Origin of the sequence: Streptococcus cristatus (assembly GCF_963529205.1) — a bacterium.
Classification (GTDB): Bacteria; Bacillota; Bacilli; order Lactobacillales; family Streptococcaceae; genus Streptococcus; species Streptococcus cristatus_O.
The window spans coordinates 23318-32373 of sequence record NZ_CAURYF010000026.1 but is presented as its reverse complement, the minus strand read 5'-3'; the positions used below and the strand labels follow the sequence as shown (position 1 = coordinate 32373).

10 protein-coding genes are annotated in these 9056 nt (G+C 42.6%); all 10 read right to left on the bottom strand.

What is annotated here, in order from left to right:
- Window positions 1-1046: F0F1 ATP synthase subunit beta (gene atpD, locus RWS39_RS06960; protein WP_314481840.1), on the bottom strand; the 1046-nt coding region annotated here is incomplete at its 3' end.
- A gap of 37 nt (window positions 1047-1083) precedes the next feature.
- The gene (locus RWS39_RS06955; RefSeq protein ID WP_314481838.1) at window positions 1084-1962 is read right to left on the bottom strand and encodes a F0F1 ATP synthase subunit gamma; all 879 of its coding nucleotides are present in this window, start codon (window positions 1960-1962) and stop codon (window positions 1084-1086) included.
- Between the two features lie 15 nt (window positions 1963-1977).
- Window positions 1978-3483: a F0F1 ATP synthase subunit alpha gene (gene atpA / locus RWS39_RS06950; RefSeq protein WP_125389904.1), complete on the bottom strand. Its 1506-nt coding sequence runs from the start codon at window positions 3481-3483 to the stop codon at window positions 1978-1980.
- A gap of 15 nt (window positions 3484-3498) precedes the next feature.
- Window positions 3499-4035, bottom strand: a complete 537-nt coding sequence (locus tag RWS39_RS06945; protein ID WP_314481836.1) for a F0F1 ATP synthase subunit delta — start codon at window positions 4033-4035, stop codon at window positions 3499-3501.
- Entirely contained in the window at window positions 4035-4529 is a 495-nt protein-coding gene (gene atpF / locus RWS39_RS06940; RefSeq protein ID WP_005589735.1) for a F0F1 ATP synthase subunit B, read from the bottom strand. Before atpF ends, RWS39_RS06945 begins: the two co-directional genes overlap by 1 nt.
- A gap of 22 nt (window positions 4530-4551) precedes the next feature.
- A complete protein-coding gene (gene atpB / locus RWS39_RS06935; RefSeq protein WP_045496788.1) occupies window positions 4552-5265 on the bottom strand; it encodes a F0F1 ATP synthase subunit A in 714 nt (237 codons plus the stop codon).
- Between the two features lie 33 nt (window positions 5266-5298).
- The gene (locus RWS39_RS06930) at window positions 5299-5499 is read right to left on the bottom strand and encodes a F0F1 ATP synthase subunit C (RefSeq protein WP_005589732.1); all 201 of its coding nucleotides are present in this window, start codon (window positions 5497-5499) and stop codon (window positions 5299-5301) included.
- Window positions 5500-5846: 347 nt separating this feature from the next.
- Window positions 5847-7223 (bottom strand): sensor histidine kinase, encoded by a 1377-nt coding sequence (locus RWS39_RS06925; RefSeq protein ID WP_314481834.1) that lies wholly within the window; start codon window positions 7221-7223, stop codon window positions 5847-5849.
- The gene (locus RWS39_RS06920; protein WP_015604682.1) at window positions 7220-7876 is read right to left on the bottom strand and encodes a response regulator transcription factor; all 657 of its coding nucleotides are present in this window, start codon (window positions 7874-7876) and stop codon (window positions 7220-7222) included. Before RWS39_RS06920 ends, RWS39_RS06925 begins: the two co-directional genes overlap by 4 nt.
- 21 nt (window positions 7877-7897) lie before the next feature.
- A complete protein-coding gene (locus RWS39_RS06915; protein WP_390896048.1) occupies window positions 7898-9052 on the bottom strand; it encodes an ABC transporter permease in 1155 nt (384 codons plus the stop codon).
- Between the last annotated feature and the right edge of the window lie 4 nt (window positions 9053-9056).

The following is a 9056-nucleotide window of genomic DNA, read 5'->3' as shown; positions in this document are numbered from 1 at the left end:
CGAGAGCTTGAAGCAAGTGGATCCACGGCTGGATAAATCCCCAATTGAACCAATTTACGTTCCAAGTTGGTTGTAGAGTCCAAGTGGGCAAAAGCCGTTGCTGGAGCTGGGTCAGTATAGTCATCGGCTGGCACGTAGATGGCCTGAATAGAAGTTACAGAACCCTTCTTAGTCGATGTGATACGCTCTTGCAATTGCCCCATTTCTGTCGCAAGTGTTGGTTGGTAACCAACGGCTGACGGCATCCGACCCAAAAGGGCAGAAACTTCAGAACCTGCCTGCGTGAAACGGAAGATATTGTCAATGAAGAGCAAGACATCTTGACCTTCCACATCACGGAAGTATTCTGCAATCGTCAAACCAGTCAAAGCAACCCGCATCCGAGCACCTGGTGGTTCATTCATCTGACCGAAGACCATGGCTGTTTTCTCGATAACGCCAGACTCCTTCATTTCCCAGTAAAGGTCATTCCCTTCACGGGTACGTTCCCCAACACCGGTAAATACAGAAATACCTCCATGCTCTTGGGCAATGTTGTGGATCAATTCCTGAATCAGGACGGTCTTACCAACTCCGGCACCACCGAAGAGTCCGACTTTACCACCTTTCAGATAAGGTGCTAAAAGGTCGATAACCTTGATACCTGTTTCTAAGATCTCTGATGAAGTAGATAACTCATCAAAGGTTGGAGCTTTCTTATGGATTGGTTGACGCTCTGCATCATCCGCAAAAGGAGCATCCAAGTCAATGGTATCTCCCAAAACGTTAAAGACGCGACCAAGTGTTTCTTTGCCGACTGGCACAGAAATTGGACGGCCAGTATCTAGCACTTCCATGCCACGAGTCAACCCATCCGTTGATTCCATAGCGATGGTCCGAACCACTCCATCACCAAGCTCAAGAGCTACTTCAAGGACGATTTTTGATTTTTTTTCGTCATTTTTATAGACTACAAGTGCATTATTGATCTCAGGTAGCTTGTCGCCAGCTGCAAACGCTACGTCTACAACCGGTCCGATAACCTGAGTAATTTTGCCTGAGCTCATTCTTTTCTCCTCTTTATACTATTTATTTTCTGTGACACTATTCCAGTGCACTTGCACCCGCCACAATTTCAGTAATTTCCTGCGTGATAGCTGCTTGTCTAGCACGGTTATACTGAATGGTCAAATCATTGATAACTTTTTTTGCGTTATCCGTTGCTGTCTGCATGGCTGTCATACCAGCAGCATTTTCAGCAGTTTTTGCGTCAATAATGGCTCCGTAAATCATACTTTCAGCAAACTGAGGCAAGAGCTGATCCAAAATCGCATTTCGACTGGATTCTAGTTCTAGATTAAGGATATAGTTCTCATCCGCTTCACTAGGATCCAAGTCAACGATTGGCAACATCTGCTCTACCCGCATCTGACTGCTCAGACTGTTGACATGGTGGTTATAACACACATAAAGTTCATCAAAAAGCTCATTCTGATACATTTCAATAGTCTTGGAAATGATTTTCCGAACTTCATCAAAACTCGGATGATTGGCTAAGCCGCGCAATTCATAAATCGGCTGAATGCCTCGTGCTCGGAAGAAATCAGCTCCCATTCCTCCGATCGAAATAATGACATAATCATCCTTTTCGTGGTATTCAGAAATCAATTCCATCATTGATTTGAGGATGGTTGCGTTGTAGCCACCAACCAAACCACGATCAGACGTAATGACGATATAAGCCGTTTTCTGAACCGGTCTGCTCTTGAGCAGTGGATGATGGCTAACATTTTCTGCCTCATGACCATGCAAAAGGTCGGTCAAGAGTTTCCGAACCTTAGAAGCATAGACTTGAAAGTTCTTTGCTGCTTCTTCGGATTTTCCCAACTTAGATGCAGAAACCATCTGCATCGCGTTTGTGATTTGACTGGTGTTTTTTGTGGATGCAATTTTATTTTTGATATCATTTAATGAAACTGCCATCTGACACCTCTATTCTTATTTGAAGTTAGACTGATTGATAAATTCAGTAATAGCGGCGTCCAGCACTTCTTCGCTCGGCAAATCTTTTGTCTGGCGAATGGTTTCATAAATGTCTTCATGATGAGCGTCAAAGTAAGCAAAAATCTCTGCTTCAAATCGAAGAATCTCATCTACTGGTACTGCATCAAGGAAGCCGTGAGTCAACGCATAGAGGATCACAACTTGCTTTTCAACTGGCAGTGGCTCATGAACTGGCTGTTTCAATACTTCTACTGTACGGCGTCCACGGTTCAACTTAGCCTGAGTTGCTGCATCGAGGTCACTACCAAATTTGGTAAAGGCTTCCAGCTCACGATATGAAGCAAGGTCAATACGCAGAGTTCCTGCAACCTTCTTCATAGCCTTGATTTGTGCAGATCCACCTACCCGAGATACAGAAGAACCGGCATCAATGGCTGGGCGAATACCTGCATTAAAGAGGCTATCGCTGAGGAAAATCTGACCATCCGTAATTGAAATTACGTTGGTTGCAATATAAGCTGAGATATCTCCTGCCTGCGTTTCGATGAATGGCAATGCAGTGATTGATCCACCACCAAGCTCATCAGAAACTTTAGCTGAACGTTCAAGCAGACGGCTGTGAAGGTAGAAGACATCCCCTGGGAAGGCTTCACGACCTGGCGGACGGCGAAGCAAGAGAGAAAGTTCACGATAGGCTACCGCTTGTTTTGACAAGTCATCATAAACAATGAGGACGTGCTTGCCATTGTACATAAATTCTTCAGCCATTGCTACACCGGCATAAGGAGCCAAGAAAAGCAATGGAGAAGGCTGAGAAGCTGACGCTGTTACCACGATAGTATAATCCAAGGCTCCATACTGACGGAGAGTTTCCACTTGTGTACGGACAGTAGATTCCTTTTGACCAATGGCAACGTAGATACAGATCATATCCTGCCCTTTTTGGTTGAGGATAGCATCGATGGCAATACTAGTTTTACCAGTCTGACGGTCACCGATAATCAATTCCCGCTGACCACGACCAATTGGTACAAGGGCATCAATAGCTTTCAAACCTGTTTGCAATGGTTCTGATACAGACTTCCGTTGCATAACTCCTGGAGCTGGTGCTTCTACAGGGCGTGTTTTAGTTGTAGCAAGCTCACCTAAGCCGTCAACAGGACGACCAAGTGGATCTACGACACGACCAATCAAAGCATCTCCGACAGGAACTTCCATGATTTTACCCGTGCGGCGAATCGTATCGCCCTCACGAATATCTGTAAAATCACCCAAGATAATGATTCCGACATCGGTTGACTCCAAATTTTGAGCCATACCATAAGAACCATTTTCAAAAATCAAGAGCTCGCCACTCATGGCATTATCAAGACCGTGGGCACGAGCGATTCCATCACCAATGTAAGTGACGACCCCAGTTTCTGTGACGTCAAAATTTGGCTGGAAATTTTCAATTTGTTGCTTAATTAAAGCGCTGATTTCTTGTGCGTTAATCGCCAAAATTCACACCACTTTCTATTTCAAATTTTCTTTTACGAGTTGTAATTGACGTTTTATACTTGCATCAATTGTCTTATTATTGGCTGAAATGATGAAGCCACCAATCAGGCTGGCATCCAATTCCTGCTTGAGCGAGCGAACCTTGAGGCCCATTTTTTGCTCAATCATTGGTTTCAATCTTTCTTTTTGACTTTCTGTCAAGGCTTGAACAGATTTAACCGTCACTTCAAATTCATTGCTTTGTTTCTCAATCTGATGATGAATTTCTACCAACATATCGTAGAACAAATCTGCTCGATGATTGAGAATAACAACTTCGATAAAGTTATCAATCAGCTGTGAATCTGAGTTTTGAAAAAGTCGAAGAGCCTTCTCCTTTTCTCCATCATCAACGCCAATATGTGATAAAAAGTCAGCAAGATTTGTTTCCTCAAACACGGCCCTAATTTGGCTTAGTTTTTCAAAAACATCTTGTTGCTGACCTTTTTCAAATACTAATTGAACAAAAGGCAAGGTATATTTTTCAATTACCGCATAGTGCTTTTTGTCCATTAAGCATCTCCTAATTTATCAATATAACGATCAATGAGCTCACTGTGTGCTTTTGTATCAAGCTGCTGGCTCAAGATCTTACTTGCAAGACTTACTGTTAGGTCAGCCACATCGTCTTTAATGCTATTCAAGGCTTCTGCCTTGCTTTGAGCAATTTCCTGATTGGCTTTTGCTTTCAAACGTCCAGCTTCTTCAGCTGCATCCGCTAAAATTCCAGCCTTATTTTTTTCAGCTGTTTCCTTAGCATGTTCGATAATCGTCGTTGCTTCCTGACGACTTCCTGCTAATTCATTCTCACGTTTTTGCGCAAGTTCCTCAGCCTTTTTGCGGGCTGACTCAGCCCCGTCAATATCATCCGTAATCTTTTTAGAACGTTCTTCTAAGATACTGGTAATATTGCCCCAGGCAAACTTCTTTACTAAAAAAATTAATAAAAGGAAGGAACCAGCGATGAGAATAAAGTCACCAATAATGGCACCGATAGTTACGTGCATTCCTTTTCTTCCTTTCTACTTACTATTCTTCACCGTTTATTTTCTTACCGATATACATCGAAGACAGCATGGTAAAGACATAGGCCTGGATACATGAAATAAATATCGAGAAGGCTGTCCATAACATACTACCTAGGAAAGCAGCTGGATACCAATAAAATGCTTGTTGTGACAAGGTAAGCAACAAGCCAGCCAAAACTTCCCCTGCAAAGATATTTCCGAAAATCCGCAGAGCTAAGGAGGCAAAATTGGTAAATTCTTCCAAGATATTCATTGGAGTCATAAATCCAGGTGTTGCAAAAGCTTTTAAGTAATCTTTAAAACCACGACGACGGATTCCTTCCACATGACTAATCAATGTAATGATAAAGGACAAGGCTAGGTCATAGCCCAAATTTGCCGTCGGTGAGGTCCAGAGATTGTAGCCATTGGTGGTTTGAATTTTAGCCATCAAACCGATATTATTGGCAACTGCAATAAAAAGAAACAAGGCAAACATAAACAAAGAATAATCTTTGATGTAGTGTTCCCCAATATTTTCTTTAGTAAAGCCAATGACAAAATCATAGACGTACTCAAGTAAGTTTTGCTTTCCTTTTGGTCGGATGGACATTTTTCTACTGCCCCAGTAGATAAAGCCAAAGACCATCAAAACGGTCACAAGTGACATAGCAAGCAGGGTCAAATCAAAGGATATTGGGCCTAGCTGAATAGTCGGATTAAGACTCTCTTCCAAGGTTTGACACCCCCTTTTCTAAAATAGAAAAAACTATTTGATAATGAAAGACATAACCAAAGTAACGAAGAAAGTACCTTCAACAAAAGCGACACCCATGATGAGCAAGCTTCTTAATTGATCAACCATTTCTGGCTGACGTGAAGCTGCTTTAAACAGATTGCTCATAATCAAACCTTCAGCTAATGAGACGCCAAAGCAGGCAATACAAAGTCCTAGAAATGTTAAATTCATGATGAATTCTCCTTTTATTTTTTTAAATGTACCCCATTAGTTTACTCCTAATAAAGGTAATAGTCAATTATTTTGTGATATTGTAAGCGTTTTTCGCACTTTTCTTTTAAATTTAAGACAAAACTTGAATAAAAGTGCTTTTCAAACATTTATCCTATAAAAATCCAAGCAAAAATGAGAGTGGGACAGAAATCAGTAATTCGTTAGAATTCGATCTCGTCGTCCCACCTCCGCACAGTTGAGTAGGGCTGTAAAAGCTGATGAAATCAGCCTAGTAGAGCCCACTCAACCACTGCGTCTTGCTTGACAATCCAAACAATTGAGAGGCTGGGACTTTTGTCCCAGCCTCATATCTGTTCCATTTGAGGTAAAAAAATCGTGAAGCGCATCCACCTATTCTCAACTGCTTCAAAGCGATAAGTGAGATGGTGCTTTTCCAAAATTTGCTGCACGATAAAGAGTCCCAGTCCTGTACCGCCATCCTTACGATTGCGACTGTAGTCCGGTCGATAAAATGGCTGGAAAATCTGCTGAATCTGTGACTCATCCAACACTCGCTCAGCTTCATTTTCTACAATTAATACCCCATCTTCTAAACGAACCAAGATTTCTCCACCTTCTACTGTATAATGGAAGGCATTATCAATCAGATTTTTAATAGCTTTAAGTAAATAGGTCTTATTTCCTCGGACTTTTGTTTCTGTAAGTTGGACATTAAATTGATAATGCTTGAGGTCCGCTAGAACCTTGTATGTACTGATATTTGCTTCAAGCAGCTCTTTGAGAGAGAAGATTTCTCGCTCTGTCTCCATGGTCATTTCTAGCTTTGAAATGGCTAGGATAGACTGAACTAAGCCTGATTGTTCTTCCAATATTTCGCGACACTTCTGTAGGTATTTGTCCCGATCTTTAAAATCACCCACTCCATAAATCATCCCGTCAATCATTCCCATCATGCTGGTGATGGGGGTCTTGAGTTCGTGGGAGGTCATTCGGAGAAATTCTGCCTTTTCGCGCTCGCTTTCTGCGACTTTCTCATTTTCTAATCGCAGAGCTTCCATACTGGTTAAGAGGTTAGCATATAAGTGATTGATATCCTGAGCCAAATCAGCAATCTCGTCATGACCTTTCACCTGACAGGAAACGTCTGGAAGCAGACTCGTCATTTGTCGAGTGCTAGAAGAGATATCCTTAATCCGCTGACTGGAGGTCCGACTATAGAGATAGGCGGCAAGCCCACCCAGACTCAGCGACAAGAATAATACAAAGGGATAGAGATTGAGCAAGATCCGACTGGCGTCCGAAACGGGTTGCAGGGAATATTCCCCACGCAGGACTACTTCTTTGCCATCTGATGTCCGAAAACTTTCTGACAGGGTCTTACTCTCATAATTGCTATTGGCAATGGTCGGAACAATGGTCAGCTGGAGAGAGCTTTCTCCATTCGTTTCGAGTGCTGGGTAAAGAATTGTATTGTCTTTTGCCAGCAAGGTGAACCAGATCTGATTGTTTTTTTTGCTATAATTACTCAAAAGCTCACTGATTTCTTGGCTGGACTTTCCCTTGACCTGCTTGGCTACCTGAGCAAACTCACGCTGGGCTTCTCCCCCCTTGACCTGCTGGTAATAAACCGGCATGGCGAAATAGAGAGTGGATAGAACGATCGTCACAACGACAAAGATGATGAAAGTCGTCAAGAGGAAGTTCTTTTTGACAATCTTCACGTGTCTTCTCCTCCAAGCTGATAGCCCATACCTGTGATGGTTTTCAGAGGAATACCTGGAATCTTCTTACGAATATTCTTGATATGATTATCCAGCACACGGCTGTCCAGCTCGCTATAGCCCCAGATGGTATTCATGAGCTGATCGCGGGTCACTAAGTGGTCCTTTCTCTTGGCTAGAGCCTGCAAGATTTCGTACTCTTTCTTAGTCAGAGGCATCTTTTCTTCCTGCCAATAAACAGTACAATCATCGATAGAGACGGTCAATTCACCGACAGTAATCTCTGAAGCAACCGTATTTCGCCGTAGAATATTCTCAATCCGTTTGACTAAGATCAGTGGTGAGAAAGGCTTGGTCACATAATCGCTGATGAGATGGTTAAAGCTGACTAGCTGAGTGTACTCATCATCTAGTGCTGTCAGGATCATGACCGGAATCTGAGAAGTCTTGCGAATTTCCTTGAGAACATCCAGTCCACTCATGGTTGGCAACATCATGTCTAAAATAACTAAGTCAAAAGACTCTGCTTCAAATTGAAGCAAAGCCTCGCCTCCATCAAAGACTGGTGTAACTGCATAGTTACTTTCTTTTAAAAATTCACAAATGACTTGATTGATCGTAGTATCGTCTTCCACTACTAAAATCTTGTGCATATATGCTTGATTCTCCTTTATTTATTCAAATCGCAGGGCTTCAATTGGATCCAGCTTGGATGCTTTCACAGCCGGCAGGAGCCCAAATACTACTCCTATTATACAACAAAAGAGCAAACTTACAAAGACCGAAAATAGAGATAAAATATATGGATAGGCCAAAGACTGGGTGATAGCAAAGCCAGAGGCGATACCTGCTACCACACCAATAACTCCTCCCATCAGAGTCAGGATGACCGCTTCGATCAGGAATTGCTTGAGAATGATCTTTCGTCGAGCTCCCAGAGCCTTTTTAATCCCGATTTCACGCGTCCGCTCTGTCACTGATACCAGCATGATATTCATAACCCCAATACCTCCGACTAAGAGGGAGATGCTGGCAATACCCGCTAGCAAGACAAAGTTAGACTGGTTAAGGTTATCCAATTGACGTTCAAATTCTTGCAGATTCAGCACACCAAACACATAGTCTGACTGAGGCATCTGCTGATTGAGATAATCACTGACCTTCTTGGCCACCTTCTTCAAATCATCGGCTTTGTGGGTCTGGACAGTGACTTCTGGACTGACATTGATGGTATCGAAAATCCGATGCCATTGTTGCAGAGGAATATAGGCCACCTTTTCCGAACCAGAGGTTAAACCACTCTGCTCAGTCGACTCAAAGACGCCGATAACTTTAAAAGGATTGCCCTTGACTTCTACATACTTACCGATACCATCCCCCTTAGGAAAGAGAGTATCATAAAGAGACTTTTCTAGGTAGGTTACTTGCTCTTGATTTTTGAAGGCTTCTGAGTCAAAGCCCTCCCCTTCCAACAGCCGCTGCTGCTTGATGTCAGCTACCGACTGGGAAACCGCCTGAACCTTGCCAGATGACTTTTGACTGAGATAGTAAATCTTTTCGTCCGTACCATAAGTCATCAAAGCATTTTTAACTCCAGGGATTTCCTTAATCTTAGCTAAGACATCCTCTCCCATAAAGGGAATGTAGGAAGGCTTCTGCGCTTGGGATTTCTCTGGAATAGAAGGGTCAATCGAACTCTTCTTGTCGTAGACAACCTTAATGGTATTATTAGTACCACCGATCAGCTGGCGCTTGGTATTTTCTGTATTTCCTTCAATGATGGAAAAGATAGCAATAATAGCGCCAATCCCGATGATAATCCCAAGCATGGTC

Coding starts and splice junctions, on each gene's coding strand:
- RWS39_RS06955 (WP_314481838.1), bottom strand. CDS start 1,962: ATGGCAGTTTCATTAAATGATATCAAAAATAAAATTGCATCCACAAAA.
- RWS39_RS06945 (WP_314481836.1), bottom strand. CDS start 4,035: ATGGACAAAAAGCACTATGCGGTAATTGAAAAATATACCTTGCCTTTT.
- atpF (WP_005589735.1), bottom strand. CDS start 4,529: ATGCACGTAACTATCGGTGCCATTATTGGTGACTTTATTCTCATCGCT.
- RWS39_RS06930 (WP_005589732.1), bottom strand. CDS start 5,499: ATGAATTTAACATTTCTAGGACTTTGTATTGCCTGCTTTGGCGTCTCA.
- RWS39_RS06920 (WP_015604682.1), bottom strand. CDS start 7,876: ATGCACAAGATTTTAGTAGTGGAAGACGATACTACGATCAATCAAGTC.
- RWS39_RS06915 (WP_390896048.1), bottom strand. CDS start 9,052: ATGCTTGGGATTATCATCGGGATTGGCGCTATTATTGCTATCTTTTCC.